The organism is Pseudomonas fluorescens, assembly GCF_900636825.1.
GTDB classification, from domain to species: domain Bacteria; phylum Pseudomonadota; class Gammaproteobacteria; order Pseudomonadales; family Pseudomonadaceae; genus Aquipseudomonas; species Aquipseudomonas fluorescens_BG.
Map to the genome: position 1 here is coordinate 389,982 of NZ_LR134318.1, position 26,169 is coordinate 416,150.

Sequence of the window (26,169 nt, forward strand, 5' to 3'; positions counted from 1 at the left end):
GAGGGGGCCGACCGAGCCGTCTGGCGCTATACATCGACCTGAAACATCGAGTCGATTGCGGATGCGGCTAATCCTATTCAGGTCGGCGTATCTCTGAAGCATCCCCCGATCGGCCCCCTCTCCCTCCGGGAGAGGGCTGGGGTGAGGGTGTGCTCTTGATGTTCAAACAAATCCCTGATTAAACCTTGTGCAAAAAAACGAGTGCGTTAGCATCCGTCCCCGAATTGGCGCGCCCGGGCTTTTTTGCCTGTCGGTTTCGAAGTCGACATCCTCAAAGCCATGCCCAAGGCCATGGGCGTCAAGCTGGAACTGGTTTCCACCGGTTACGACGGCATCATTCCGGCGCTGATGACCGACAAGTTCGACATGATCGGCAGCGGCATGACCCTGACTCAGGAGCGCAACCTGCTCCTGAATTTCAGCGATCCGTTCATCGTCGTCGGCCAGACTCTGCTGATCCGCAAGGAACTCGTGAACCTGTCCCGCGAGTTCGCCGGGATCGCGCGCTGTCGCTGTTCACTGGCGCCTATGTGGCAGAGATCATCCGCTCCGGCGTGCAGTCGATTGCCCGTGTCGCGATCTGGTAAAAGTCTTCGACACCCGTGGCCAAGTCGTGCGCGCGGTGGATAACGTCAGCACCCGCGTGGCCAAAGGCGAAGTGCTGGTGGTGATCGGCCGTCCGGTTCCGGCAAGTCGACCTTCCTGCGATGTCTCAATGGTCTGGAAGAATTCGACTCCGGCTCGGTGAGCATCGACGGCCTGCAGCTGGCCGACGCGAAAACCGACGTCAACTCCTACCGCCGCGAAGTCGGCATGGTCTTTCAGCACTTCAACCTGTTTCCACACATGACCGTGCTGGAGAACCTCTGCCTGGCGCAGAAAGTCGTGCGCAAGCGCGGCAAGAAAGAGCGCGAGGCCAAAGCCATGGCGTTGCTGGAAAAGGTCGGCATTGCGCAGAAGGCCCACGAGTTTCCGTCACGCCTGCCCGGTGGTCAGCAGCTACGTGTGGCGATTCCCGGGCGCTGGCGATGGAGCCAAAGGTCATGCTGTTCGACGAACCGACATCGGCGCTCGACCCGGAAATGGTCGGCGAAGTGCTGGACGTGATGAAGAACCTGGCGGTGGAAGGCATGACCATGGTTTGCGTGACCCATGAGATGGGCTTCGCCCGGGAAGTGGCGGATCGGGTGTTGTTCTTCGATCACGGCAGACTGTTGGAAGATGCCGCGCCAGCAGAATTTTTCGCGGCGCCGAAAGATCAGCGTGCTCAGGCTTTTCTGCGTCAGGTTCTTTAAACCGCAAAAAGATCGCAGCCTTCGGCAGCTCCTACAGGGTTATGTTTACACCTGTGAGGGCTGCCGAGGGCTGCGATCTTTTGCTTTTGGGCTGTTAAACCTTGAAGCGGCCCACCAGCGTTTGAAGATGCGTGCCCAAGCGCGCCAGTTCAACGCTGGACGCTGCGGTCTCTTCACTCGCCGCCGAGGTCTGATCAGACACGTCGCGCACATTCAGCACGCTGCGGTTGATCTCTTCGGCCACTGCGCTCTGCTGCTCGGCGGCGGCGGCAATCTGCTGGTTCATTGCCTGAATCGCCGACACGGTGCGGGTGATGCTCTCCAGCGAACCGCCGGCGCGACGGGTCAGCTCGACGCTGCTGTCGGTGAGGGTGCGGCTGTTGTCCATGATTGTCGCCACTTGCTGGGTGCCGTTTTGCAGGCCGACGATCAGCTCTTCGATCTCTTCGGTGGACTTCTGCGTGCGCTGGGCGAGGCTGCGCACTTCGTCGGCGACCACGGCGAAACCACGTCCGGCCTCACCTGCACGAGCCGCTTCGATCGCGGCGTTGAGCGCCAAAAGGTTGGTTTGCTGGGCAACCGACTTGATCACGTCGAGGACGCTGCCGATCTTGTCGCTTTCACGCTTGAGCTCGCCCATGGCTTCGGTGGAGTGTCCCACTTCGACCGCCAGGCGCTCGATCTGAGCGATGGCTTCACCGACGACCTTGTCGCCTTCGCGGGCCTGCTGGTCAGCGGCAACGGCAGCCTCGGATGCCTCTTCAGCGTTGCGCGCGACTTCCTGCACGGTGGCGGCCATTTCGTTCATGGCGGTAGCGACCTGGTCGGTCTCGATCTTCTGATTGTTAACACCCGCGCTGGTCTGCTCGGTCACGGCCGAGAGTTCTTCAGCGGCGCTGGCGATCTGCGTGACGCCGTCGCTGATACCACCGATGAGCTCGCGCAGGCCTTGGGTCATGCTCTGCATCGATCGCTGCAGCTGGCCGAGTTCGTCGCGGCGCAAGGAAACGAGGTTGTGGGTCAGGTCGCCCGCCGCCACGCGTTCAGCAACTTTCAGGGTCTGGTTCAGCGGAATGATGATCTGTCGGGTAATGGCCCAGGCAGCGATCAAACCGAAGACCAATGCCAGCGCGGTGGCGATCAACAGCATGTTCTTCGCGTGGGCGGCATCGGTGTCACGCACCACGGTTTGCGATTCGGTGAGCTTCTTGCTGACCGCGATCAGGATGTCGCCCTGCGCGGACATGCTGGCCAGGGCAGCAGCGTTTTTCGCCTGGGAGTCACGGAATTGGGCGACCGCTGCGCGATAGGCTTTGAGCGAATCGGTGGCTTGCTGCAGGTTGGCGATATGCTGCTCCGGCAAGCGGGTTGGCAGGCTTTCAAGATTCTTCAGGGCGTTGTCGATGGCGGTCAGCGCCGGTTGTTCGGCATCGGCCTTGCCGCTGTAGGTGTAGCCGCGCACTTGATAACGCGCCTGCTGCAGCAGTTTGCTCAGCTCGATCACCGCGTTGTACTGCGCAACGCTATCGCCTTGCAGCAGTGCGCTCTCGACTTCACCGACCTTGGCCACGGCATTGTCGGCGTTCGCACCGAGCTTGCTGCGCGCATCTTCACGCTGTGCGGTGGCCTGCGTCATTTCGCCGAACGCGCGTTTGTATTCAGCTACGGCAGCCAGTTGCTGATCGACCATCGCCACATCGGACGGCTGCTCGATCATGCCGCGTGCCGATTGCAGGCCGCTTTCCAGTTTGCCGATGAACTCATTCACCGCGCCCGGGCCTTGTTCGCCACGGCGCATGTCGTAGTCCATGCGGGCCAGGCGCAAGTCTTTGGTCAGCTCGTTGAGGCTGGAAATAAAGCCGAGCTTGTCGCCACGGCTGATGATGCCGCTCATGCCGGTCCAGCCGGTGAAGGTGATCAACAGCGTCAGCAACAGCACCAGACCGAAGCCGATGCCCAGCTTGCGTTTGACGCTGACGTTTCCAAGACTCTCGGCTAACCAACGGTACATGCGACCACTCCCTTCGGACCACTAAATTGGACTTATAGGGGCTGTATCGGCTGGATAAGGGCAATCTGTAACGCCACTTGTCCGGGATGGAAAAATGTGTAGGAGCTGCCGCAGGCTGCGATCTTTTGATCTTGTTTTTTTAGACACAAGATCAAAAGATCGCAGCCTTCGGCAGCTCCTACATTGAAGGGCGTCAGGCCGAGTGTGCGAGCGGGGGCGGTCTGCGTTAGAACAGGCGCGCGAGCAGGGCGGTGACGGCGGTTTCGACGCGCAGGATTCGCTCGCCCAGTTGCACCGGTTGCAGGCCGGACTTGGCCAGCAAATCGATTTCGTAGGGGATCCAGCCACCCTCCGGGCCGATCGCCAAAGTCACCGGTTCGTTCAGCGCGCGCGGGCAGGGCGGGAAATCGCCCGGATGGCCAACCAGGCCGAGGGTGCCTTGGCTGATCGCCGGCAGTCGGTCCTCTACGAAAGGCTTGAAGCGCTTCTCGATGATGATCTCTGGCAATACGGTATCGCGAGCTTGTTCGAGGCCGAGTATCAACTGCTCGCGAATCGCTTCCGGCTCCAGGAACGGCGTCTGCCAGAAGCTCTTCTCGACGCGGTAACTGTTGACCAGAATCACCTTGGAAACGCCCATGGTGGCGACGGTCTGAAATACGCGACGAAGCATTTTCGGCCGCGGCAGCGCGAGGACCAATGTCAGCGGCAACTTGGCCGGCGGCGGCTGATCGAGGCTGACGCGCAACTCGGCTTCGCCCGCTTCCAGACGCAGCAGCTCGGCCGCACCCATCAACCCGTTGATGCGCCCGATGCGCAGACTGTCACCAACTTCCGAACGATGGACTTCCTGCATATGGGTCAAGCGGCGATCGCGCAGCACCACACGGTCGGCCGCAATGAAATCGGCCTCTTCGAGCAGCAGCAGGTTCATGGCTGGGTCGCTGGCGGCTGATCGTTGTGATCGTCTGCCGGCGTTTCTTCCGGGCGTTCGCGCTTGCTGACCAGCGCGCCGAAGAGGATGCCGATCTCGAACAGCATCCACATCGGCACGGCCAGCAGGGTCTGCGAGAAGATGTCCGGCGGGGTGAGGATCATGCCGACCACGAAGCAGCCGATGATCACGTACGGGCGGATTTTCTTCAGGTATTTGACGTCGACCACGCCGATCCACACCAGCAACACCACGGCCACTGGGATTTCGAACGCCACGCCGAAGGCGAAGAACAGCGTCATGACGAAGTCGAGGTAGCTGGCGATGTCGGTCATCATTTCCACGCCGGCCGGGGTGGCGGCGGCGAAGAACTTGAAGATCAGCGGAAATACGAAGTAATAGGCGAACGCCATGCCGGTGTAGAAGAGCAGGATGCTGGAGACCAGCAGCGGTACCGCGACGCGTTTTTCATGTTTATACAGGCCCGGCGCGATAAAGCCCCAGATCTGATGCAGGATCACCGGGATCGCGAGGAACAGCGAGACCATCATGGTCAGCTTCAACGGCGTCAGGAACGGCGACGACACGTCGGTGGCGATCATCGTCGCACCGACCGGCAGGTACTGGCGCAGCGGCGTCGAGACGAAGGTGTAGATCTGCTGGGTAAACGCGAACAGCCCGGCAAAGATAATGAAAATCGCCGCCACGCAACGCAGCAGGCGGGTGCGCAACTCGGTGAGGTGCGAAACCAGCGGCATGTGCTGGTCGTTTTCGGGGAGATCGCTCATGGGGCTCGCGGCGGCAATGTTGGGTCGTGAGGCGCTGGTGCAGTCGGCGCGGCGGAGGGCGCTACGTGTTCAACTGATGTGTTCGCGGTAACCGGCGCCGGTCCTGGCGGTGTTACAGCAGGTGCAGGTGCAGTCGGAGCGGCAGCGCTGTGAATTGTTTGCTCGCCGACATGCTCAGGCGGCGTCGGCGCCTGCTGGCTCGGATTGAAAATCTTCCGCGCCTCCTGCTCCAGCGACAGAATATGTTCGTTGTGCAGTTGCCGACGGATCTCGTCGGCACCGATTTCACGTTCAACTTCCTGTTTGATCGCGTTGAAGCTGCGCTTCAGGCGGCCGACCCACAGACCGGCGGTGCGCGCAGCGCCCGGCAGACGCTCGGGGCCCAGCACCAGCAGGGCAACGAGGCCGACGAGCAGCAGTTCAGAGAAGCTGATACCAAACATTAGTCAGTGCTCACACGTCTTTGCGGATCGGCTCTTCGACTTTCTGCGCCTGCACGTCGATGGTGTGCGGCGGATTGGCCTGAGCGGTGGTTTGCGGCTGCACCGGTGGCACAGGCTGCGCCGGCGGAGTCACGCTCGGCTCGGCCGGTTTCTCGTCATCGTTCATGGCTTTGCGGAAGCCCTTGATCGACTCGCCGACATCGGTGCCGAGGTTTTTCAGTTTCTTGGTGCCGAACACCAGAACCACGACAACGAGGATGACGATCCAGTGTTTCCAGTCAAAAATGCCCATGTTGCTGTTCCTCTCTAAAAGTTGTTCAGGCGGACGGACGCGAGGCTTTCTCGACGTGTCCGGACAGGCCGAAGCGACGATCCAGCTCATCGAGTACAGCCTGCGGATGCTGCCCCAGCTGGGCAAGCATGACCATGCTGTGGAACCACAGGTCGGCGGTCTCGTAAATCACATCGCTGCAGTCGCCGCTGACCGCAGCGTCCTTGGCGGCGATAATGGTTTCGACCGACTCTTCGCCGACTTTCTCCAGAATCTTGTTCAGCCCCTTGTGGTACAGGCTGGCGACATACGAACTGTCGGCGGCTGCGCCTTTGCGCTCTTCGAGCACTTCGGCCAGACGGGTGAGTGTGTCACTCATGTTTGTGTCCTGCGGAGTAAATGGCGTGCGGGTCTTTCAGAACCGGGTCGACCGTTTTCCAGTCGCCGTTTTCGAAGACGCGGTAAAAGCAGCTTTGACGGCCGGTATGGCAAGCGATGTCGCCGATCTGTTCCACCATCAGGATGATCACGTCGGCATCACAGTCCAGACGCATCTCATGCAAGGTCTGCACATGGCCGGACTCTTCGCCCTTGCGCCACAGCTTGCCACGGGAACGTGACCAGTAGATTGCACGGTTCTCCGCAGCGGTCAGTTCGAGCGCTTCGCGGTTCATCCAGGCCATCATCAGCACGCGTCCGGTCTTGTGATCCTGGGCAATCGCCGGCACCAGGCCGTCAGCGTCCCACTTGATCTCGTCCAGCCAGTTTTTCATCTTCAGTTCCTGAAAAGCAGCTTCGAGTTTCAAGCTTCAAGCTGCAAGTAAAAGCAGGTTGCGGTGTTCATGTGTCGTCAAGCTTGCAGCGGGCAGCTTATAACTTGCAGCTCAAACCTGCTATCGGCGAACGACCAGATACAAGCCGACCGCCACCATGATCCCGGCGGGCCAGTGCGCCCAATCGGTCAACGGACCGCCGACGGCGAGGATCGCACCGCCGGCCAGATGCGCGCAGCCGAGCAGGCGCAGGAACCAATCATCCTTGCGCTTGTGCCACGGCGGCGGCGGGTCTTTGGCATGCGGTTGCGACATGCGTTCGAGCAGATCGCGGGCCATGTTCGACAGGTGCGGAATCTGCTCCAGCTGGCTCTGCACGTTGCCCAGCAAGGCTTTCGGGCTGACGCGCTCGCGCATCCAGCGTTCGAGGAACGGCTGCGCGGTATTCCACAGATCCAGATCCGGATAGAGCTGACGGCCGAGGCCTTCGATGTTCAGCAGGGTCTTTTGCAGCAGCACCAACTGCGGCTGCACTTCCATGTTGAAGCGCCGCGCGGTCTGGAACAGGCGCATCAGCACCTGGCCAAATGAAATATCTTTTAACGGTTTTTCGAAGATCGGTTCGCAAACAGTACGGATCGCCGCTTCGAATTCATTGAGCTTGGTCTCCGCCGGGACCCACCCTGAATCAATGTGCAACTGGGCCACGCGGCGATAGTCGCGTTTGAAGAACGCGAACAGGTTGCGCGCCAGATAATCCTGATCTTCCGGGGTCAGGCTGCCGACGATGCCGCAGTCGATCGCAATGTATTGCGGGCTCCACGGGTTGACGGTGCTGACGAAGATGTTGCCGGGGTGCATATCGGCATGGAAGAAACTGTCGCGAAAGACCTGGGTGAAGAAGATCTCCACACCGCGCTCGGCGAGCAATTTCATGTCGGTGCGCTGGTCGGCGAGGGTCACCAGATCGGTCACCTGAATGCCGTAGATGCGCTCCATCACCAGCACTTTAGGCCGGCACCAGTCCCAATAGACCTGCGGCACGTACAGCAGCTGCGAACCTTCGAAGTTGCGGCGCAACTGGCTGGCGTTCGCCGCCTCGCGCAGTAGATCGAGCTCGTCGTAAATGGTCTTTTCGTAGTCCTGCACCACATCGACCGGGTGCAGCAGGCGCGCGTCGGCGGAGAATTTCTCGGCAGCACGGGCGAGGATGAACAGCCACGCCAGATCCTGCGCGATGATCGGCTTGAGGCCCGGACGAATTACCTTGACCACGACTTCTTCGCCGCTCTTCAACTGCGCGGCATGCACCTGCGCCACCGAAGCCGAGGCCAGCGGTTCTACATCGAAACGACTGAACACGTCGCTGATCTTCTTGCCCAGCTGTTCCTCGATCAGCTTGATCGACAGCTGCGAATCGAACGGCGGCACGCGGTCCTGCAAGAGCATCAGTTCATCGGCGATGTCTTCCGGCAGCAGGTCGCGGCGGGTCGAGAGAATCTGCCCGAACTTGATGAAGATCGGCCCGAGATCCTGCAACGCCAGACGCAAGCGTGCGCCGCGGTTCAGCTCGAGCGTCTTGCGCGGGAACCAGCGCCACGGCAAGGCAAAACGCAGCGCCAGGAGAAACCATGGCAGCGGCAGAGCGAACAGCAGGTCATCGAGGCGGTAGCGGATCACGACGCGCTGGATGCGCAACAAACGGCGGACGGCGAGCAGCTTCATGCGTTATCGCTTGGGTCGAGGGATCGGGAAAGGCGCTCGAAACGCGCCTCGAGTCGTTCCAGATCAAGTTTGATCCGGTCCAGTTCGCTGAACCGCGCTTCGGCTTCGCGCTGCCCGACGAGGGTGCGCGATTCTTCGGCCAGGTATTCGGCGAGATTCTGGTTGAGGCTGGCAAATCCTTGTTGGTACCAGCGCGCGCGGCTGCGCAGATGGCCGCCGAGCAGTTGCGTAGCGACCGGGCCGAGCCAGCGCGAGAGTTCGTACTCCCAGTCGAGCTCGAGGTCTTGCAGCACACCGGCCAGCTCCAGCAAAACGCCGCTGTCGCCATCGAGCTCGACTTCCGGAGCGTGCAACACCGCCGTCTTGTCTTTGCTCACAGCCAGTTTGATCAGGCTGGAAGCGGGCGCGCGCAATGTGCAATCGACGTCCGCTGCCCACTGCGAAGCCAGCATCAGACCTTCGTCGCTGGGCAGTATGAACAGTTGCAGCGCCGGGCTGCGGCAATCGACGGCAATCACCTTGCCGGTCAAATGCGCCAGCCGCGGCAGCGCCGTGCTGTCGAGACGCAGCACCCGGTTGAGGCCGAGTTCGACGCTGGCGAGCAGCCCGGTGAGCAACATCAGGGCTTGATGCCGCGGTGCAGGGCGACGATGCCTGCGGTCATGTTGTGATAGGTCACGCGGTCGAAGCCGGCGTCGACCATCATCGACTTCAGGGTTTCCTGATTCGGGTGCATGCGGATCGATTCGGCCAGGTAGCGATAGCTTTCCGAATCGTTGGTGATCAGCTTGCCCATCAGCGGCATGAAGGCGAACGAGTAAGCGTCGTAGGCTTTGGACATCAGCGCGTTGGTCGGCTTGGAGAACTCCAGCACCAGCAAGCGTCCGCCCGGCTTGAGCACGCGCAGCATCGAACGCAGGGCGTCTTCTTTATGCGTCACGTTGCGCAGGCCGAACGCGATGGTCACGCAATCGAAATGGTTATCCGGGAACGGCAGTTTTTCTGCATCGGCCTGGACGAATTCGACGTTGCCGGCAACGCCCAGATCCAGCAGGCGATCACGGCCGACCTTGAGCATGGATTCGTTGATATCGGCGAGCACGACCTGGCCGGTCGGGCCGACGAGGTTCGAGAACTTGCGGGTCAGGTCGCCGGTGCCGCCAGCGATGTCGAGCACGCGGTTACCGCTGCGCACGCCGGAAAGTTCGATCGCGAAGCGCTTCCACAGACGGTGCATGCCGCCCGACAGAAGGTCGTTCATCAGGTCGTATTTAGCGGCTACGGAATGAAAAACCTCAGCGACTTTTTCCGCTTTCTGGCTTTCCGGAACGTTTTTGAAGCCGAAGTGAGTGGTGGGTTCGGCATCGCTGCCTTTGCGCTGATCAGTCATATCGCTGTCACCAAAAGAGAATGCGCGACATTCTAATCCCCAAGCCATGCTTTGTCTTGGAATGGCTAAAGGTAAGATGGGCAACCTTCGGGACGATTTGCCGCATACGCGGTCAAGATTTACCGAGACATCTACATCAATCAGGAGTCCTTCAATGGCCAAGATCACTGTTGAGCGTGCCCACAACCTGGGTAAGGAAGCCGCCCGCGAGAAGGCCGACAAGCTGGCCAAAAAGCTCAATGAGCAATACGGCCTGGAGCCGCAATGGTCGGGCGATACCCTGAACCTCAAGCGTTCCGGCGTGAAAGGGGCGGTGCATGTGGCGGACGATTCGATCAAGGTCGATGTCGAGTTGGGCCTGATGATGTCGGCCATGAGCGGCATGATCAAAGGCGAGATCGAGAAGGCCCTCGATAAAGCCTTGGCCTAAACATCAAAAGATCGCAGCCTTCGGCAGCTCCTACATGGGAATGCGTACCCCTGTAGGAGCTGCCGAAGGCTGCGATCTTTTCATTCAGGCACCACCCATTCATTGTCAGTTGTTAGGGTGCCGTTTCTAATTTTTCTGCCTACTTTGTGCCTGAGCCCGACACTTGTCCGGGCAGTTCCTCAAACCTTCTGCGCGTGAGGTGCACCATGGCCAAAGTTATTTTGAAGAAAAAAATCGACGCTCCGACTTCCACCCTGAGCGACGTCAAATCCTATGCCCGCAAGATCTGGCTGGCAGGCCTGGGTGCCTACGCCAAGGTCGGTCAAGAGGGCAGTGAGTACTTTCAAGAGTTGATCGCCGCAGGTCAAACCGTTGAAAAGAAAGGCAAAAAAGCCGTCACCGAAAAACTCGTCGCAGCCAATGCCGAGATCGATGAAGCCGCCACTCAGGTCAGCTCGTTCAAAGGTCGCGTTGAAGTTCAACTCGACAAGGTCGAGAAGGCGTTCGACTCCCGTGTAGCAAGCGCCTTGAATCGTATCGGCATTCCGTCTAAACATGACGTTGAGACACTCTCTGCTAAGCTCGATGAGCTGACGGCATTGCTCGAACGCGTCGCGCGAAAATCTTAAGGAGAACGGGATGGCTGGCAAAAAGACTACTGATAAAAAAGATAGCAGCTCGTGGGTCGGGAAGGTCGAGTCTTACTCCCGCAAAATCTGGCTGGCTGGTTTAGGCGTGTACTCGAAGATCGACACTGACGGCAGCAAGCTCTTCGATGCGTTGGTCAAAGACGGCGAGAAAGCCGAGAAGCTCACCAAAACCGCCGTCGGCAAAAAAGTCGAAGACTCCACCTCTTCGGCCAAGTCGCGCATCAGCGGCGTGAAAGATCGCGCAATGGGCAAGTGGGACGAACTGGAAGGCGCTTTCGACAAGCGCTTGAACAGCGCGATTTCGCGCCTGGGCGTACCGAGCCGCAATGAAGTCAAAGCGCTCAACGCCAAGGTTGATACGCTGACCAAACAGATCGAAAAACTCACCGGTCTGAAGGCCCAGCCCGCAGCAGCGAAAACCGCGGCGGCGAAACCGGCAGCCAAAACTGCAGCGGCAAAGCCTGCGGCTAAAACTGCTGCCAAGCCATTGGCCAAAGCGGCAGCCAAACCCGCAGCGAAAGCCGCGGCCAAGCCGGCTGCGAAAACCGCCGCCGCCAAGCCAGCCGCCAAAGCTGCAACCAAACCGGTCGCGGCTAAAGCCGCTGCCAAACCGGCCGCAAAACCTGCGGCTAAAACGGCAGCGAAATCCGCCGCCAAGCCTGCCGCGAAAACCGCCGCTGCCAAACCTGCTGCCAAGCCAGCCGCGAAACCGGCGGCAGCGAAAAAACCAGCAGCGAAAAAACCGGCCGCCGCGAAATCCGCAGCACCGAAACCTGCCGCACCCGCTGCAGCCAAACCTGCCACTCCGGCAGCACCGGTAAGCGCGTCGAACTCCGCCGCCGCACCGACTCCGGTGGCAACCCCGACTGCTGCTTCGACCCCGTCGACGCCAACCAGTCAGTCCTGATTTGCGGGACAAAACAAAACGCCCGGCCTGTGAAGGTCGGGCGTTTTTGTTTGTGCTTTTTAAGAGCTTACCCTCACCCGGAGGGAGAGGGGGCCGATTCGGGGATGCTTCAGCCTTACACCGACCTGAAAGTGTCGTATTGAATCCATAATCGACTGGATTTATCAGGTCGCCGTATAGCGCAAGACCATAAGGTCAGTCTCCTCTCCCTTTGGGAGAGGGCTAGGGTGAGGGGCTCTTGAATTCAGTCGTGATCCTCGAGGTATTGCAGGGCCATCCGCTCTGTCGCCACTTTCACCGGCGGCAATAAATGCGGCGCCACGAGCATCATGATCTGATAAACCACCAGTCGCACTTCCCTTTCGCGATCCAGAATCCGCTGATAATCCAGCGAGAACAGCAACGTCATGGTGATCTGTTCCACCAGTTGTCCTAACGCCTGGGTGTCACTGACCAGTTGCCCCGCCGCTTTCAACCGCGCCAGCAGTGACGCCAACGTGCGCTTCAGCGCAATGAGCAGGTTGCGAATCCCTTTCGCCAGTTTCGGCAAGCGCCCGGCGAGGTTCGACAGGTCCTGAAACAGAAACCGATACTGTGCCAGACGCTCGACGATCAAGTGCAGGAACAGCCAGTAATCCTCCGGCGCCAGTTCCACATCCGAGGGTGGATCGAGCAGTGGCGCCAGTTCATTCTGAAAGCGTTCGAACAACCCGAGAATCAAAGGCTCCTTGCCGTGGAAGTGGTAGTAGAGGTTGCCGGGGCTGATCCCCATTTCATTGGCGACCTCCATGGTAGAGACGTTCGGCTCGCCTTTTTCGTTGAACAGTTGCAAAGCACATTCGAGAATCCGGTCGCGGGTTTTCATCCAGTCTTCTTAGAAAAGTTCGGTTGAGCCTCAGCGCACGCGCACGTAAGTGCCGGGCGCGGCCTCCATTGGCGGATAGTTCGAATTGCCGAGGGTCATCGAGGTTTCGTGCAAGGCGCCTGCGCGTTGCTGAATCCATTCCAGCCACTGCGGCCACCAACTGCCGTCGACGTGTTTGGCGTCGTAATACCAGGCGCGTGGATCGCTGCTCATTTTGCCGTTCTCGACGTACGCAGCTTTCGGGTTGCTCGGCGGGTTGAGAATGCTCTGCACGTGACCGCTGTTGGACAGCACGAAACGCCGCTCGCCGCCGAGCAACAGCGTCGAGCGATACACCGCATCCCACGGCGTGATGTGGTCGTTCATGCCGGCGACGCTGAAACTGTCGACGGTGACTTTCTGCAGATCGATCGGCGTGCCGCACACTTCGAGCCCGCCGGCATGGGTCAACGGGTTGTGCTTGAAGAAGTCCAGCAAGTCGCCGTGAAACGCTGCAGGCAGACGGGTGTTGTCGTTGTTCCAATAGAGAATGTCGAAGGCCGGTGGCTCCTTGCCCAGCAGGTAGTTGTTGACGAAGTAGCTCCAGATCAAATCGTTGGGGCGCATCCACGCGAAGACTTTGGCCATGTCGCGACCGTCGAGTACGCCTTTCTGATAGGAGCGACGCTTGGCCGCTTCTAGGGTCTGTTCATCGGCGAACAGCGTCGCCGGTGTTTCGAGCTGACTGTCGAGCAGGCTGACCAGATAAGTCGCACTGGCGACCCGCCGCAATTGCCGCTTGGCCTGCAAATGCCCTTGCAGGGCAGCGATGGTCAGGCCGCCCGCGCAGGCGCCCATCAGGTTGACCTCGCGGGCGCCGGTGATCGCGCGACAGATGTTCATGGCTTCTTCGACCGCTTCGACGTAGGTCGACAGGCCCCACTCGCGATGGCGCACATCGGGGTTGCGCCAACTGATCATGAACGTCTGCAAGCCGTTTTTCAGGGCGTACTGGACGAAGCTGTTGTGCGGGCTGAGGTCGAAAATGTAGTACTTGTTGATCTGCGGCGGCACCACCAGCAGCGGCTTGGCGTACTGTTTTTCGCTCATCGGCCGGTACTGGATCAGCTCCAGCATCTCGTTGCGAAACACCACCGATCCGGTGGTGGTAGCGACAGTCTTGCCGACCTCGAAAGCCTGCCTGGTCACCTGGCGGGGCAGGCCGTCGTTGTGCAGCAGATCATCGAACAAATGGCTGAGGCCGCGCACCAGACTTTGGCCGCCCGAGTTGAACAGCTCTTTGACTGCCAGCGGGTTGAGCAAGGTATTGGACGGCGCGACGGCGTCATTGAGCAGGGTGAAGGCGAAGTGTGCACGAGCGCGGTCTTCGGGATTCATGTCGCTCTCGTCGATCCAGCTCTTGACCTGCTTCTGCCAGGCCAGATAAGCCTGCAGGCTGCGCCGGTAGAACGGATTGAGGCTCCACGCCGGATCGGCGAAGCGGCTGTCGTTCGGGTTGGTCGGGTGAAGGGTGTCACCGAGCAGCACGCGACCCAGTTGGCCACCGAGTTTCAAGGCGTGCCTGGCGCTGTGAATCGGATTGCGCAGGCCATGGGCGGCGACGCTGCGCAAGGTCGAAAGCAGATCCCGCCCACGCAGACCGGTGATCGCACTTTGTGCGTTGATGAACACGGCGGGGCTGGGCACCACGCCCGTCGCTGGTTTGTCGCGCATGACTCAACACTCCTTCGTCTTCAGGCCAAAAACACACTCACCGAACCAGAACACCATAGACGCTGAAACGGGTTACTGCCTGCACGGCGTCCTGCCGCGCAATCGTTGTAATACTCTGCATAAAGCCTGCCGCTGGCTTCAGCCGCCGAGCGGAGTCGGGTGCGGATGCATCACCGCACGCTGACGTTCTTCCTGGAGGAATTTCATGATGATCGGCGCCACCGCTTCGGCGCGGGTGATCAGGAACAAATGGCCGTCATCGATGATGTGCAATTGCGCATTGGGAATGCGCCAGGCGAGCATGCGCATGTTGATCAGCGGGATCAGCGGATCGTCATCGCCGGCCAGCACCAGCGTCGGCTGATGGATCTTGTGCAGCCAGTGGATGCTCGTCCAGCCGAGGCCGGCGAACAGTTGCCAGTAGTAACCAAGCTTGCCCGCCGAGCGCACTTTCGCCGCGTGGCTGGCCGCCAGTGTCGGGTCGCGTCGGAACGAGCCGCCGTAGATCATCGGTGCGATGCGAATCACGTGGGAGGGCTGGATGTAACGCCGTGGGCTGGCCATCATCCACAGCACTTTCGGTTTGCCCGGCACCATCACCGCGCCGGCGGCCGTCGCCGCCAGTACCAGTTTCTTGCAGCGTTCGGGATAGTCATAGGCGAATTGCTGCGCGAGGGCGCCGCCCCATGACACGCCGATCACGTTGACCTGACCGTAGTCGAGGTAATCAAGCATTCGCGAGGTCAGCTTGGCCAGACCGGGAAAGCGGTACGGCCGGTTCGGCGTCGAGGAACCGCCGACACCGGGCACGTCGAAAGCGATGACTTCCAGATCCGGGTCCAGCGCCGCGACAAACGGAAACACCAGCTCGAGGTTGGCGCCGATGCCATTGAAAATCAGCAGCGGCGTCAAATGAGGCTTGCCGGGGCGCACGGCCGTGCGGATGGTTTGACCATCCAGATCGACGGTACGGAATACGAACGGTTGCGGCATGCGTCTGGCCCTGTAAATTTAAATTCACCACAGCCCATGTAGGAGCTGCCGAAGGCTGCGATCTTTTGATCTTGTTTTTTGAAAATCAAAAGTCAAAAGATCGCAGCCTTCGGCAGCTCCTACAGGGGAGGGGTGATGTCAGTTACCGCTCGTGAACGTAAGTGCCCGGCGAGGCCTCGCCTGCCGGATACGCTTTGTTGCCCAGTTTCGCTGGGGCCTTTTTCAGATTGCCCGAGCGCTCGGCTTGCCACGCCTGCCAGTACAACCACCAGGAATCGGTGTGTTTGGTCGAGTTTTCCTGCCACTCGTCAGCGTTGGCGGCCATTTCTTCGCCGGTCATGTAACGGGATTTCGGGTTGCCCGGCGGGTTCAGGATGCTCTGGATATGCCCGCTGCTGGACAATACGAACTCGACTTTGCCACCAAACAGTTGCGCCGACTTGTAGCAGGATTTCCACGGTGTGATGTGGTCGTTGGTTCCGGCCAACGAGAAGATGTCGGCTGTGACCTGCTTGAGATCGATCGGCGTGCCGCACACTTCCAGTGCATTCGGGCGGATCAGTGGGTTGTTTTTGAACATCTCGATCAGATCGCCATGGAACGCCGCCGGCAGGCGCGTGGTGTCGTTGTTCCAGAACAGAATGTCGAACACCGGTGGCTCGTTACCGAGCAGGTAATTGTTGACCCAGTAATTCCAGATCAGGTCATTGGGGCGCATCCACGCGAACACCTTGGCCATGTCTTTGCCTTCGAGCACGCCAGCCTGGTACGAGTGGCGTTTGGCGGTCTCGAGGGTCTGTTCGTCGACGAACAGGGCGACGTCGCTGTCCAGTGTGGTGTCGAGCACGCTGACCAGCAATGTGAGGGCGTTGACCTTGTTCTCGCCGATCGCCGCGTAATGACCGAGCAGGGCGGTGCAGGTAATGCCGCCGGAGCAGGCGCCGAGCATGTTCACGTCCTTGCTGCCGGTGATCGCGGTGACCACATCGACGGCTTCTTTCAGCGCATCGATGTAAGTCGACAGGCCCCACTCGCGCTGCGCCTTGGTCGGATTGCGCCAGCTGATGATGAACGTCTGCACGTTATTGCGCAGGCAGAAGCGCGCCAGACTTTTGTCCGGGCTCAGGTCGAATACGTAGAACTTGTTGATTTGGGGCGGCACTACCAGCAGCGGCCGTTCATGAACTTGCTCGGTGATCGGCTTGTACTGGATCAACTCCAGCACGTCGTTGCGAAACACCACCGCGCCTTCGGTGACACCGAGGCTCTTGCCCACTTCGAAGGCGCCCATGTTGACCTGGCTCGGCATGCCGCCGTTGTGCACCAGATCTTTGGCCAGGTGTGAAAGACCGTCGAGCAGACTCTTGCCGCCGGTTTCGAAGAAGCGTTTGACCGCTGCCGGGTTCGCGGCGCTGTTGGTCGGCGCCATGGCTTCGGTCATCAGATTGATGACAAAGTGGCCGCGCGCAATATCCTTGGGCGACAGGCTGCTGTCGTCAATCCAGGCGTGAAGCTCCTTGCGCCAGGCCAGATACGTTTGCAGATAACGTTTGTAGAGCGGGTTCTGACTCCACGCGGGGTCAGCGAATCGACGGTCATCGCCAGCCGGTTGCAGTTCGGATTTGCCGAACAGGACGTTCTTCAGTTCAAGACCGAAGTGGGTCACGTGCTTGACGCTATGGATCGGTTGTCTGATGGCCTGTTTCAGCACCATGCGAGCAGAGGCCAGCAGATCCTTTCCGCGTAGCCCAACGACGGGATTAAGCCCCAGGGTGTTCTCAGAGGCTTGGTACTTCAGGTCATCGTTATTCTTGTTACTCATCTACGACGCTCCATTGTCCTGAGACGAGTACCCGGTTTCTGCTGTGCAGTTCCACAGCCAATGCCAGGTACTACTGCTCGGGTGACCGTTAATTCTGCATAGCTGCTTTACAGTCGTAGAGCATTGCAGGGAACTTGCCAGCTCCATTGGTTACCCGAGTTTAATTTTTTTCGCAAGCAGGCCGATCCTCGGCCATCCAGCGGAGCATTCAAACAGATGAATTTAGAAAATGCCTTCTAAAGAACCAGACCCACGGGCTAGAGCATCAGCTTGACGAACGACTCGTTCGGGTCGCGGGTTTTTCCGGCGGCGCGCAATTCGGCAAGATAATCGGCCCAGAGTTCGTTCTGGCGTTTGCCGAGTTCGTAAAGGTATTCCCAAGTGAACAGGCCGCTGTCGTGACCATCGTCGAAGGTCAGTTTCAGTGCATAGTTGCCGGCGGGTTCCAGCTTGCTCAAGCCAACGTTGAGCTTGCCGAATTGCAGGACAGGTTTGCCGTGGCCCTGGACCTCGGCGGAGGGGGAATGCACGCGCAGAAATTCTGCGGGCAGAGTGAATTCTTCACCGGACGCGTAGATTAGCGTCATGGTTTTCGAGGCTTTGTGCAGTTTGATGTCGGTGGGAATAGTGGTCATTTTGCAGGTCATCCGACTAGATGGAACACCTTGTAGGAGCTGCCGCAGGCTCGGGCCGCGGCAGCTCCTACAGGGACGGTGACCTACAGGATATAACGAGACAGATCTTCGTTCTGCGCCAATTCGCCCAGATGACTGTTGACGTATTCGGCGTCGATCAGGATCGCCTTGTCATCGTGGGCGCTGGCCAGATCGCCGGCACTGAACGATACCTCCTCGAGCAGGCGCTCAAGCAGCGTATGCAGGCGACGGGCACCGATGTTTTCGGTTTTCTCGTTGACCTGCCAGGCGATCTCCGCCAGACGCTTGATGCCTTCGGGCTGGAACTGGATGTTCAAGCCTTCGGTTTTCAGCAGCGCGCAATACTGCTCGGTGAGCGAGGCGTGCGGTTCGCTGAGGATACGCTCGAAGTCTTCCGGGCTCAGCGCCTTGAGTTCGACGCGAATCGGCAGACGGCCTTGCAGCTCCGGCACCAGATCGCTCGGCTTGCTCAGGTGGAACGCACCGGAAGCAATGAACAGGATGTGGTCGGTCTTGACCATGCCTAGTTTGGTATTGACGGTGCAGCCTTCGATCAGCGGCAGCAGGTCGCGCTGCACGCCTTCACGGGACACATCGGCGCCGCCGACGTTACCGCGCTTGGCCACTTTGTCGATCTCGTCGATGAACACAATGCCGTGCTGTTCGACCGCTTCCAGCGCCTTGGCCTTCAGCTCTTCTTCATTGACCAGACGTCCGGCTTCTTCATCGCGCACCAGTTTCAGCGCTTCCTTGACCTTGAGCTTGCGCGACTTCTTCTTGCCCTTGCCCATGTTGGCGAACAGCGATTGCAGCTGGTTGGTCATCTCTTCCATGCCGGGCGGCGTGGCGATCTCGATGCCGGATACTTCAGCGACTTCGATTTCGATTTCCTTGTCATCCAGCTGACCTTCGCGCAGGCGCTTGCGGAACAACTGACGGGTGTTGGAATCGGAGCCTGGCGCTTCTTCATTGCTGAAGCCCATGCGCGCCGGCGGCAGCAACGCGTCGAGGATGCGATCCTCGGCGGCGTCTTCGGCGCGATGGCGCACGCGGGTCATTTCCTGCTCGCGGAGCATCTTGATCGCAGCGTCGGCCAGGTCACGGATGATCGATTCGACGTCGCGGCCGACATAACCGACTTCGGTGAATTTGGTCGCTTCGACCTTGATGAACGGCGCATTGGCGAGTTTTGCCAGGCGGCGGGCGATTTCGGTTTTACCGACACCGGTCGGGCCGATCATCAGGATGTTTTTCGGGGTCACCTCAACGCGCAGCTCTTCAGGCAGCTGCATGCGGCGCCAGCGGTTGCGCAGGGCAATCGCGACGGCGCGCTTGGCATCGTCCTGGCCGATGATATGGCGGTTGAGTTCGTGGACGATTTCGCGGGGAGTCATGGACATAATAATTGACGGTCCTCAAGCAAAAACAAGCCGTGGCACAGGGCCGCGTCAGGCTTGTTCAGCGAGATCCTGCTCCTCAATGGTCTGGGTGTGGTTGGTGAATACACAAATGTCGCCAGCGATGCCGAGCGCGGTTTCAACGATCTCGCGGGCCGACAGGTCAGTCTTCTTCAGCAGGGCGCTGGCCGCGGCTTGGGCGAAAGCACCGCCGGAACCCATGGCGATCAGGCCATCTTCGGGTTCGACCACGTCACCATTGCCGGTGATGATCAGCGACGCGTCCTTGTTGGCGACTGCGAGCATGGCTTCGAGGCGGCTCAGGGAACGGTCGGTGCGCCATTCTTTGGCGAGTTCGACAGCGGCACGGATCAGGTGGCCCTGATGTTTTTCCAGCTGGCCTTCGAAACGTTCGAAGAGGGTAAAGGCATCGGCGGTGGCACCGGCAAAACCGGCGATGACCTGGCCGTGGTACAGGCGACGAACTTTTTTCGCGTTGCCTTTCATCACGGTATTGCCGAGCGAAACCTGGCCGTCGCCGCCCATGACGACTTTGCCGTGACGGCGGACTGAAACGATGGTGGTCAAGGGAAGAGTCTCCACACAGCGGGGCGAAAGTGCCTTATGCCTTTCATATGGGGGTGCTGGAGAGGATTTCAACCGCAGAGCAGGAGAGGGGACGAGCGGTGATCAACTGTAGGAGCTGCCGCAGGCTGCGATCTTTTGATCCTGCTTCAAGGGCAAGGTCAAAAGATCGCGGCCTGCGGCAGCTCCTACAGGGGTATAGCGTTGCCACGGATGGCTGGGTCAGCGGCTCTGGCGTTGTTGTAACAACAGGTTGCTGAAGCCGGCGCCCGCCAGTTGTTTCTGCGCGGTGGTCAGTTGCTCGCGATTGCTGAACGGGCCGACGAGCACGCGATACCAGGTTTCATCCTTGACCGTGCCGGACTCAACCGCCACCGCCTGGCCGAGCAGAATGATCTGCGCGCGGACTTTGTCGGCGTCGGTTTCCTTGCGGAACGAACCGGCCTGCAGGAAGAACTTGGTCACTGGCGCCGCTTTGCTCACCGGTGGCGCTGGCGGCGGGGTAATCCCCGCCAGTGCGGCCTGAGCCCGTGCCGTGTCGATCTTCGCCGCTTCCGCAGGTGTCACCGGCGTTGTCGGAACAGCCGGCACTTGCGGCGTCGGCAGGGTCTTCTCCGGCACCGCATCCGGCGGCACGATCACCTCCGATTCCGGCAGCAAGGTGTAGAAATCGTATTTCGGCTTCACTGGCTGGGTCGGGCTCGGCGGGGTCTTGTTGGCCTCGGCGATCTTCGACGCTTTCTGCTGTTGCGCCTGTTCGACTTTCTCACGCTTGACCGTGTCGCTGCCCTTGCCCGGCTCCAGCTTCATCAGAAACACAATGAACGCGCCGACCGTCAGGCCGATGGCCATCCACAGCCAGCCCGGGATCGGTTGCTTTGCAGGAGCTTGGTAACGGCTGGCGCCACGCTTGGGTGCAGGTTTTTTCTTGGCAGCCAACTTACATTTGCTCCAGGACTTTCAGGCCCAGCAACTCCAGGCCTTGTTTAAGGGTGCGACGCGTCAACTCGGTCAGGCGCAGGCGGCTGTGCATCTGTTCCGGGGTCTCTGCTTTCAGGATCGGGCAGTTATCGTAGAAGCTGGAAAACAGGCTGGCCAAGTCGTAGAGATACGTGCAGAGAATATGCGGAGTACCTTTTTGCGCCACGCCGTTCAGCACTTCGCCGAATTGCGCCAGTTTGGTGCCCAGTTCCTGCTCGAGTTCGGCTTGCAGCACGATCTGCCCGTCAACCGCGCTGAAATCTTTGCCCAGCTTGCGGAACACCCCGGCAGCACGGGTGTAGGCGTACAGCAGGTACGGCGCCGTGTTGCCTTCGAAATTCAACATCAGATCAAAGTTGAAGCTGTAGTCGCTGGTGCGGTGCTTCGACAGGTCGGCGTATTTCACCGAATCGATGCCCACCACTTTGGCGATTTCATTCAGCGTTTCGACCGGCATGTCCGGGTTCTTTTCGCGGACCAACTCGAAGGCGCGCTTCTCGGCTTCGATCAGCAGATCGACCAGTTTCACGGTGCCGCCATCACGGGTTTTGAACGGGCGGCCATCAGCGCCGTTCATGGTGCCGAAGCCCATGTGCTCCATTTCCATCGGATGGGTGACGAAACCGGCCTTGCGTGCCACGGCGAACACTTGCTGGAAGTGCAGGGCCTGACGCTGATCGACGAAGTACAGCGCGCGATCGGCTTTCAGTTTGCCGCTGCGATAACGCACAGCCGCAAGGTCGGTGGTGGCGTACAGGTAGCCCCCGTCAGCCTTGACGATGATCACCGGCAGCGGGTCGCCATCGGCGTTCTTGAACTCGTCGAGGAACACGCACTGGGCGCCGTTACTCTCGACCAGCATGCCTGCGGCCTTGAGGTCGTTGACCACGTTGATCAGGTCGTCGTTGTAGGCGCTTTCGCCCATCACGTCGGCCATGCTCAGTTTGACGTTGAGCAGTTCGTAGATCTTCTGGCAGTGCGACAGCGAAATGTCTTTGAACCGGGTCCACAGCGCCAGACATTCGGCATCGCCGGCCTGCAGCTTGACCACCAGGCCACGGGCGCGGTCGGCGAACTCTTCGGACTCGTCGAAACGCTGCTTGGCGGCGCGGTAGAAGTTTTCCAGATCGGACAGCTCGTCGCTGGTGATCGGGTTTTCCTGCAGATACGCCATCAGCATGCCGAACTGGGTGCCCCAGTCGCCGACGTGGTTCTGGCGGATCACTTCATCGCCGAGGAACTCCAGCACCCGCGCCACGCCGTCGCCGATGATGGTCGAGCGCAAGTGGCCGACGTGCATCTCTTTGGCCAGGTTCGGCGCCGACAGGTCGACCACGGTGCGTTGCGCCGGGCCGGTTTTGCGTACACCCAGATGCTCGTCGGCCAGGGCGGCTTCGAGGCGGTTGGCCAGCGCCTGAGTGTTCTGGAAGAAATTGATAAAGCCCGGGCCGGCGATTTCAGCCTTGGTGACGTTTTCGTCGGCGGGCAGCGCGGCAATGATTTTTTCCGCCAGATCGCGCGGCTTCATGCCTGCCGGTTTGGCCAGCATCATCGCAATGTTGCTGGCGAAGTCGCCATGGGTCTTGTCGCGTGCGTTCTCCACCTGAATCGCCGGCGACAGGCCTTCAGGCAACACACCTTCGTTGACGAGTTGGGTGATGGCTTGTTGGATCAGCTGGCGAATGGTGTCTTTCATGGTCTTCTCTTTCGACCGCAAGCGCGGCGGGCGCATCGATGCGCGGGTGGAAAAACTGGGCATTATCCGTTGCGAAGACGGGCTTGCCAACCTTAGCAGGCAGGATGTGGATATGTGGTGACATCAAAGTCAAAAGATCGCAGCGTGCCGCAGCTCCTACAGGAAAACCCAGATCCCCGTGTAGGAGCTGCGGCACGCTCGGGCCGCGTTCGGACGATCTTTTGATCTTCAATACAAATCCACAGGATCGACATCCAGCGACCAGCGCACCGCACGCCCGCTCGGCATCTGCTCCAGCACCAGCAACCAGCTGGCGAGTAACCGATGCAGTGGCGCCCGCGCCGTCGCCTGCAACAACAGCTGCGCCCGATAACGCCCGGCCCGGCGTTCCATCGGCGCCGGCACGGGGCCAAGCAATTCGATCCCGCTCAGATTCTGCTCGGCCAACAAACGTTCCGCCGCGCTGCACGCCTCATCCAGAAACGCTTCCGCCTGCCCCGGTTTGTGCGCTTCGGCGCGCAGCAGGGCCAGATGGGCGAACGGCGGCAGGCCGGCAGCGCGGCGCTCGCTCAAGGCCTGTTCGGCAAAGGCGAAGTAACCTTGCTCGGTCAGTTGCACCAATAAAGGATGGTCGGCGAGGTGAGTCTGGATGATCACTCTGCCTGGTTCTTCCGCCCGACCGGCACGTCCCGCCACCTGCACGATCAACTGCGCCATGCGCTCGCTGGCGCGGAAGTCGCCGGAAAACAAGCCGCCGTCGGCATCCAGAATCGATACCAGCGTCACCCGTGGGAAATGGTGCCCCTTGGCCAGCATTTGCGTGCCGACCAGAATGCACGGATGGCCTTTCTGAATCGTTGCAAACAGCTGATTCATCGCGTCCTTGCGTGAAGTGCTGTCGCGATCGACGCGCAGCACCGGGTAATCAGGGAACAGAATCGCCAGGCGTTCTTCCGCGCGCTCGGTCCCAGCGCCGACCGGGCGCAGATCGACTTTGTTGCACTTCGGGCACTGGCGCGGGGTGCGCTCGACATTGCCGCAATGGTGGCAGCGCAGTTCGCCGTAGCGCTGGTGCACGGTCATCCGCGCGTCGCAGCGGCTGCATTCGGACATCCAGCCGCAATCGTGGCACAGCAACGTCGGCGCAAATCCTCGACGGTTGAGGAATACCAGCACCTGCTGGCCGGCCGCGAGGGTCTGGCCGATGGCTTGCTGCATCGGCCCGGAAATCCCGCTGTCGAGTGGGCGACTTTTCACATCCAGGCGCAGGAAGCGTGGCTGCTTGGCACCGCCGGCGCGTTCGTTCAAGCGCAGCAGGCCGTAGCGTCCGGTGTAGGCGTTATGCAGGCTTTCCAGCGACGGCGTAGCGGAACCCAGCACAATCGGGATGTTTTCCTGGCGTGCGCGCACCAGTGCCAGATCGCGGGCGTGGTAGCGCAAGCCTTCCTGCTGCTTATAAGAGCCATCGTGCTCTTCGTCGATGATAATCAGCCCGGGATTTTTCATCGGGGTGAACAGCGCCGAGCGGGTGCCGATAATAATGTCGGCCTCGCCATCGCGGGCGGCTAGCCAGGCGTCGAGGCGTTCGCGATCATTGACCGCTGAATGCACCAGGGCTATGCGCGCGTTGAAGCGCTGTTCGAAACGCGCCAGTGTCTGCGGACCAAGGTTGATCTCGGGGATCAGCACCAGCGCTTGCTTGCCGGCTTCGAGGGTCTCGCGGATCAGCTGTAAATAGACTTCGGTCTTACCGCTGCCCGTGACGCCGGCCAGCAGGAAGGCGTGATAACTGTCGAATCCGGCGCGGATCGCTTCATACGCGGCGCGTTGCTCGCTGTTGAGCGGCAGCTCGGGCTGGGCGAGCCAGTGTTCATGGCGCGCGCCGGGGGCGTGGCGACGGATGTCGACTTGCACCAAACCCTTGGCCAGCAACAGGTCGAGGCTGTCTTTGCTCAGCATCAGTTTGCTCAGCAACTGATGGGCGACGCCGTGAGGATGCTGCGCCAGGGTTGTCAGCGCCTCGCGTTGGCGTGGCGCGCGCGCAACCCGTGGATCGTCGACGCTGGCTCCTGGCGTAATCGACCAGAACCGCTCCTGGCGAGCTTCGGCCAGTTCTCCCTGACGCAACAGCACCGGCAATGCCCAGCTCAACGTGTCGCCGAGGCTGTGCTGATAATACTGCGCGGTCCACAGGCACAGCTTGAACAGGGCTGGCGGCAGCGGCGGCGTGTCATCAAGCAGGGCCAGGGCCGGTTTGAGCTTTTCCGCCGGCACTTCGCTGGTGTCGGTCACCTCGACCAGAATGCCGATCATCTCGCGTCGCCCGAACGGCACCCGCAGGCGCATGCCCGGCTGCAATTGCTCGCGCCGAACCCCGGCCGGCGCTCGATAATCGAACAGGCGGCGCAGAGGCGAAGGCAGGGCGAGGCGCAGAATGGCGTCGGGCACGCGGGAGGATCTCGATACGCAGAATGATCGGATATGCATGACCTGTAGGAGCGAGCCTGCTCGCGAAGGCGGAGGGTCAGACAACACATGTGTCGACTGCCATGGCGCCTTCGCGAGCAGGCTCGCTCCTACAGGGAAGCTCGTTCAAGGCCGGGAGCCTAGCAGACGGTCGGTCTCGGTGACAGCTTGCGTGATTGAAAAGGTCTGGTAGAATCCGCGGCCTAATTACGTGCGGTATTCAACAATAGTGTTGGGTGGCGGCACGCTAGCTGAGGAAGACACCATGAAAGCTGATATCCACCCGAATTACCCAGTCATCGCTGTTACCTGCAGCTGTGGCAACAAGTTCGAAACCCGTTCGACTTTCGGCAAAGCTCTGCCAATCGACGTGTGCAATGAATGCCACCCGTTCTACACCGGTAAGCAGAAGACTCTGGACACCGGCGGCCGTGTTCAGCGCTTCGCAGACCGTTTCGGTGCTTTCGGCAAGAAACCTGCTCCAGCAGCAGAGTAAGGACGAAAGGCCCGGTGGGCTTTTCCTCGTTGCTGAAAAAGGCGTCCCTCGCGGGCGCCTTTTTTGTGTCTGCGATTTGGCTTTCCGGCGCGCAGGCCTTTTGCCCGGCGCCTGCGGGACTGAGCAGCGTCAGCGTACAGCGCGTGGTCGATGGCGACACGTTGCGCCTGAGCGATGGCCGCAGCGTACGCATGATCGGCCTGAACACCCCCGAACTCGGCAAGCAGGGACGTAGCGACGAGCCGTTCGCCATCGCGGCACGCGACCGTCTGCAAGCGCTGGTCAAGGCCAGCGGTGGCCGTGTCGGCCTGAGCCCCGGCAAGCAGGGCAAAGACCGTTACGGCCGCACACTTGCCCATGTCTACGATGCTGGCGGTGCCAATATCGAGGCGCAGATGCTGGCCGATGGGTTGGGTTTTCAAGTCGCGGTGGCGCCGAATGTCGATCTGGTCGCCTGCCACCAAGCTGCCGAACGCCGTGCGCGACAGGCCGGGCTCGGCGTCTGGCGGCAATCTCCGGTGCGCAAAGCGGCGCAGATCCAGCGCGCCGGGTTCGCGATAGTCAGTGGCCGTGTAAGCAATGTTCAGCGCAATCGCGGAGGAATCTGGATCGAGTTGCAGGATTCCCTTGTATTGCAGGTTGCACCCAATCTGGTCGGACAATTCGACAATGCCCGTTTGCAAGGGTTGAAAGGTGCGCAAGTCGAGGCGCGCGGCTGGGTGATTGATCGCTCGCGACGCGGTGGATTGCAATCAGGGCAGTCGCGCTGGTTGTTGCCGCTGACCGATCCATCAATGTTGCAACGCTCGCACTGAAGAAAAAATTGTAGACATTTTTTCTGCTGATTGTGAACAGTCCAGCCCTTGTGCGCCGTGGCTCTTG

The 26,169-nt window shown here is 60.3% G+C and carries 26 protein-coding genes and 3 pseudogenes; 8 read left to right on the forward strand and 21 right to left on the reverse strand.

The annotated features are described in order from the left end of the window. Positions 1–249: 249 nt before the first annotated feature. A pseudogene (locus EL257_RS01760) lies at positions 250–572 on the forward strand (transporter substrate-binding domain-containing protein); the annotation flags it as partial. Between the two features lie 8 nt (positions 573–580). Then, a pseudogene (locus tag EL257_RS01765) lies at positions 581–1,295 on the forward strand (amino acid ABC transporter ATP-binding protein). A 94-nt stretch (positions 1,296–1,389) separates the two neighbouring features. Here the strand turns inward: EL257_RS01765 and EL257_RS28295 are convergent. From EL257_RS28295 to ubiE, 11 genes and pseudogenes are all read right to left on the reverse strand, one after another. Beyond that, on the reverse strand, positions 1,390–2,262 hold the full coding sequence (locus tag EL257_RS28295; protein WP_370872646.1) for a methyl-accepting chemotaxis protein: 873 nt from the start codon (positions 2,260–2,262) through the stop codon (positions 1,390–1,392). Positions 2,263–2,292: 30 nt separating this feature from the next. Beyond that, positions 2,293–3,306 (reverse strand): annotated as a pseudogene (locus EL257_RS28300) (methyl-accepting chemotaxis protein); the annotation flags it as partial. A 226-nt stretch (positions 3,307–3,532) separates the two neighbouring features. Continuing rightward, positions 3,533–4,240, reverse strand: coding sequence for a 16S rRNA (uracil(1498)-N(3))-methyltransferase (locus tag EL257_RS01775; RefSeq protein ID WP_126359276.1), 708 nt, complete (start codon positions 4,238–4,240; stop codon positions 3,533–3,535). After that, a complete protein-coding gene (gene tatC, locus EL257_RS01780) occupies positions 4,237–5,028 on the reverse strand; it encodes a twin-arginine translocase subunit TatC (RefSeq protein WP_126359278.1) in 792 nt (263 codons plus the stop codon). Before tatC ends, EL257_RS01775 begins: the two co-directional genes overlap by 4 nt. Then, positions 5,025–5,471 carry a Sec-independent protein translocase protein TatB gene (gene tatB, locus EL257_RS01785; RefSeq protein WP_126359280.1) on the reverse strand — a complete coding sequence of 149 codons (447 nt, stop codon included), beginning with the start codon at positions 5,469–5,471 and terminating at the stop codon, positions 5,025–5,027. Before tatB ends, tatC begins: the two co-directional genes overlap by 4 nt. Before the next feature lie 10 nt (positions 5,472–5,481). Beyond that, positions 5,482–5,763: a twin-arginine translocase TatA/TatE family subunit gene (locus tag EL257_RS01790; protein ID WP_090280346.1), complete on the reverse strand. Its 282-nt coding sequence runs from the start codon at positions 5,761–5,763 to the stop codon at positions 5,482–5,484. A 25-nt stretch (positions 5,764–5,788) separates the two neighbouring features. Next, entirely contained in the window at positions 5,789–6,121 is a 333-nt protein-coding gene (locus EL257_RS01795; protein WP_126359282.1) for a phosphoribosyl-ATP diphosphatase, read from the reverse strand. Beyond that, on the reverse strand, positions 6,114–6,515 hold the full coding sequence (gene hisI, locus EL257_RS01800) for a phosphoribosyl-AMP cyclohydrolase (protein ID WP_007909357.1): 402 nt from the start codon (positions 6,513–6,515) through the stop codon (positions 6,114–6,116). Before hisI ends, EL257_RS01795 begins: the two co-directional genes overlap by 8 nt. 120 nt (positions 6,516–6,635) lie before the next feature. After that, positions 6,636–8,240 carry a ubiquinone biosynthesis regulatory protein kinase UbiB gene (gene ubiB, locus EL257_RS01805; RefSeq protein WP_126359284.1) on the reverse strand — a complete coding sequence of 535 codons (1,605 nt, stop codon included), beginning with the start codon at positions 8,238–8,240 and terminating at the stop codon, positions 6,636–6,638. After that, a complete protein-coding gene (locus tag EL257_RS01810) occupies positions 8,237–8,860 on the reverse strand; it encodes a ubiquinone biosynthesis accessory factor UbiJ (RefSeq protein WP_126359286.1) in 624 nt (207 codons plus the stop codon). The genes ubiB and EL257_RS01810 overlap by 4 nt, the downstream gene beginning before the upstream one ends. Further along, positions 8,860–9,630, reverse strand: a complete 771-nt coding sequence (ubiE, locus tag EL257_RS01815; RefSeq protein ID WP_126359288.1) for a bifunctional demethylmenaquinone methyltransferase/2-methoxy-6-polyprenyl-1,4-benzoquinol methylase UbiE — start codon at positions 9,628–9,630, stop codon at positions 8,860–8,862. Before ubiE ends, EL257_RS01810 begins: the two co-directional genes overlap by 1 nt. A gap of 154 nt (positions 9,631–9,784) precedes the next feature. Between ubiE and EL257_RS01820 the strand changes: the two genes are divergently transcribed. From EL257_RS01820 to EL257_RS01830, 3 genes are all read left to right on the forward strand, one after another. Next, on the forward strand, positions 9,785–10,060 hold the full coding sequence (locus tag EL257_RS01820; RefSeq protein ID WP_126359289.1) for a polyhydroxyalkanoic acid system family protein: 276 nt from the start codon (positions 9,785–9,787) through the stop codon (positions 10,058–10,060). 206 nt (positions 10,061–10,266) lie between these two features. Further along, positions 10,267–10,689, forward strand: a complete 423-nt coding sequence (locus tag EL257_RS01825; RefSeq protein ID WP_126359291.1) for a phasin family protein — start codon at positions 10,267–10,269, stop codon at positions 10,687–10,689. Positions 10,690–10,699: 10 nt separating this feature from the next. Continuing rightward, a complete protein-coding gene (locus tag EL257_RS01830; RefSeq protein WP_126359293.1) occupies positions 10,700–11,617 on the forward strand; it encodes a phasin family protein in 918 nt (305 codons plus the stop codon). A gap of 244 nt (positions 11,618–11,861) precedes the next feature. Here the strand turns inward: EL257_RS01830 and EL257_RS01835 are convergent, their stop codons facing one another. The 9 genes from EL257_RS01835 to argS form a co-directional block, all read right to left on the reverse strand. Then, positions 11,862–12,482, reverse strand: a complete 621-nt coding sequence (locus tag EL257_RS01835) for a TetR/AcrR family transcriptional regulator (RefSeq protein ID WP_126359295.1) — start codon at positions 12,480–12,482, stop codon at positions 11,862–11,864. A 30-nt stretch (positions 12,483–12,512) separates the two neighbouring features. Then, positions 12,513–14,195 (reverse strand): class II poly(R)-hydroxyalkanoic acid synthase, encoded by a 1,683-nt coding sequence (gene phaC / locus EL257_RS01840; protein ID WP_126359297.1) that lies wholly within the window; start codon positions 14,193–14,195, stop codon positions 12,513–12,515. 138 nt (positions 14,196–14,333) lie between these two features. Further along, positions 14,334–15,188 (reverse strand): poly(3-hydroxyalkanoate) depolymerase, encoded by an 855-nt coding sequence (gene phaZ / locus EL257_RS01845; RefSeq protein ID WP_126359298.1) that lies wholly within the window; start codon positions 15,186–15,188, stop codon positions 14,334–14,336. Between the two features lie 142 nt (positions 15,189–15,330). Beyond that, entirely contained in the window at positions 15,331–17,010 is a 1,680-nt protein-coding gene (phaC, locus tag EL257_RS01850) for a class II poly(R)-hydroxyalkanoic acid synthase (RefSeq protein WP_126359300.1), read from the reverse strand. Between the two features lie 257 nt (positions 17,011–17,267). Next, positions 17,268–17,645: a gamma-butyrobetaine hydroxylase-like domain-containing protein gene (locus tag EL257_RS01855; RefSeq protein ID WP_126359302.1), complete on the reverse strand. Its 378-nt coding sequence runs from the start codon at positions 17,643–17,645 to the stop codon at positions 17,268–17,270. Positions 17,646–17,728: 83 nt separating this feature from the next. Then, positions 17,729–19,066, reverse strand: a complete 1,338-nt coding sequence (gene hslU / locus EL257_RS01860; protein WP_126359304.1) for an ATP-dependent protease ATPase subunit HslU — start codon at positions 19,064–19,066, stop codon at positions 17,729–17,731. 48 nt (positions 19,067–19,114) lie between these two features. Beyond that, positions 19,115–19,651 (reverse strand): ATP-dependent protease subunit HslV, encoded by a 537-nt coding sequence (hslV, locus tag EL257_RS01865; protein ID WP_126359306.1) that lies wholly within the window; start codon positions 19,649–19,651, stop codon positions 19,115–19,117. Between the two features lie 219 nt (positions 19,652–19,870). Continuing rightward, entirely contained in the window at positions 19,871–20,587 is a 717-nt protein-coding gene (locus EL257_RS01870; protein ID WP_122593939.1) for an SPOR domain-containing protein, read from the reverse strand. A 1-nt stretch (position 20,588) separates the two neighbouring features. After that, on the reverse strand, positions 20,589–22,325 hold the full coding sequence (gene argS, locus EL257_RS01875; protein WP_126359308.1) for an arginine--tRNA ligase: 1,737 nt from the start codon (positions 22,323–22,325) through the stop codon (positions 20,589–20,591). Here argS and EL257_RS28180 point away from each other — a divergent pair. After that, complete coding sequence (locus EL257_RS28180; protein ID WP_016772057.1) at positions 22,324–22,446, forward strand: hypothetical protein; 123 nt, start codon at positions 22,324–22,326, stop codon at positions 22,444–22,446. The two genes, argS and EL257_RS28180, sit on opposite strands and share 2 nt — an antisense overlap. Before the next feature lie 107 nt (positions 22,447–22,553). Here the strand turns inward: EL257_RS28180 and EL257_RS01880 are convergent, their stop codons facing one another. Continuing rightward, a complete protein-coding gene (locus EL257_RS01880) occupies positions 22,554–24,773 on the reverse strand; it encodes a primosomal protein N' (protein WP_126359310.1) in 2,220 nt (739 codons plus the stop codon). Between the two features lie 283 nt (positions 24,774–25,056). Here EL257_RS01880 and rpmE point away from each other — a divergent pair, with 283 nt between their 5' ends. Together rpmE and EL257_RS01890 are read left to right on the forward strand one after the other, a co-directional pair. Continuing rightward, complete coding sequence (gene rpmE / locus EL257_RS01885) at positions 25,057–25,287, forward strand: 50S ribosomal protein L31 (RefSeq protein WP_126359313.1); 231 nt, start codon at positions 25,057–25,059, stop codon at positions 25,285–25,287. A 14-nt stretch (positions 25,288–25,301) separates the two neighbouring features. Further along, positions 25,302–26,102, forward strand: a complete 801-nt coding sequence (locus EL257_RS01890; RefSeq protein ID WP_126359315.1) for a thermonuclease family protein — start codon at positions 25,302–25,304, stop codon at positions 26,100–26,102. Positions 26,103–26,169: the final 67 nt, after the last annotated feature.